General features: G+C 67.9%; 1 pseudogene. It reads right to left on the reverse strand.

Annotation, left to right across the window (positions count from 1 at the left end):
- Positions 1-42 precede the first annotated feature (42 nt).
- A pseudogene (locus K313_RS24060) lies at positions 43-1,070 on the reverse strand (MobF family relaxase); the annotation flags it as partial.

Below are 1,070 nucleotides of genomic sequence, written 5' to 3' on the forward strand. Positions count from 1 at the left end.
TTGGCGGTACACACCGAGCATCTCGCCGATGACCCCTCTACGTCAGGGAGCCACACCCACTCCCCAAACCCCACCACTCCACGGGACTCTTACCCGCGGTGCCTTGCGGGTGCGGCCCGACCCTGCCGGCCGTGCGGTCGCGCGTTCGACGCGGTGGTGAAGGACGGAAGCGATGTCGTCAGCATCACCGAACCCGCGCGCGGCGACGAGGCGCGGGAGCAGTCGGTCCATGTCGTGGTGATTCGCCTCAGCCCTTCGCAGCTCGGCGGTGAGTGCGCCGAACGTTTCCGAGTCGAGCACGGTGTCGACTTGCTCGGCGGTGAGCCCCGATGCACGAACCAGGCTCGCCCAGCGGTCGCGTTGCGCAGCGGCGGCGATCGTCTCGTACTCCGCAGCGAGTTGGGCGATGGAGCCCCACTGCTCGTGTTCGGCGGTGATGGTCTCGTGCGCGGACAGCTCAGCGCCGACGTGCTGGAGCACCCCGTTCAGCACGCTCCTGCCGGTGGCATCCGGGTTCTCGCCCGGATGCGACTCCGTGTGAGCATCGTCAATCCGGTCGAGGATCACATACGCACGGTTGGAACGCATGCCTCTTGTCATCGCGACGTAGAAATTCTCCCGCGTCGTGGTGGGCTCGACCAGAACGTGGGCGGTGTCGACGGTGACGCCCTGGGCGCGGTGGGCGGTGACCGCGTACCCGAGATCGACGTGCTCGGCCACATAGGACGCCGGGAGGAGGATCGAGCCGCCGAACCTGCGACCGGTCTTGCGGATGGTGATCGAGCCGTCGTCGCGGACGTTGGTGATGGTCCAGGTGTCGCCGTTGCGTACCCACTCCTTGCTGTTGCGGAGGCGGCGGTCGTTGCGGCGGGTGATGATCGTGTCTCCGACTCCGGCGGCGGTGCCGCCGTTCAGCTCCACCTCCCGGCCCGGTGTAAAGGTGCCGTCGAGGATCAGGTCCGCGCGGGCGCGCTGGTTGAGGGTGGTGACGTCGTCGCGGGTCTCGGTGAACCGCCCCGGGTTCAGTGGAGAGTCGGGCGTTCTTCCTCGACGGTTGTCGGGGAAGGGTT

This window comes from Arsenicicoccus bolidensis DSM 15745 (assembly GCF_000426385.1).
GTDB classification, from domain to species: domain Bacteria; phylum Actinomycetota; class Actinomycetes; order Actinomycetales; family Dermatophilaceae; genus Arsenicicoccus; species Arsenicicoccus bolidensis.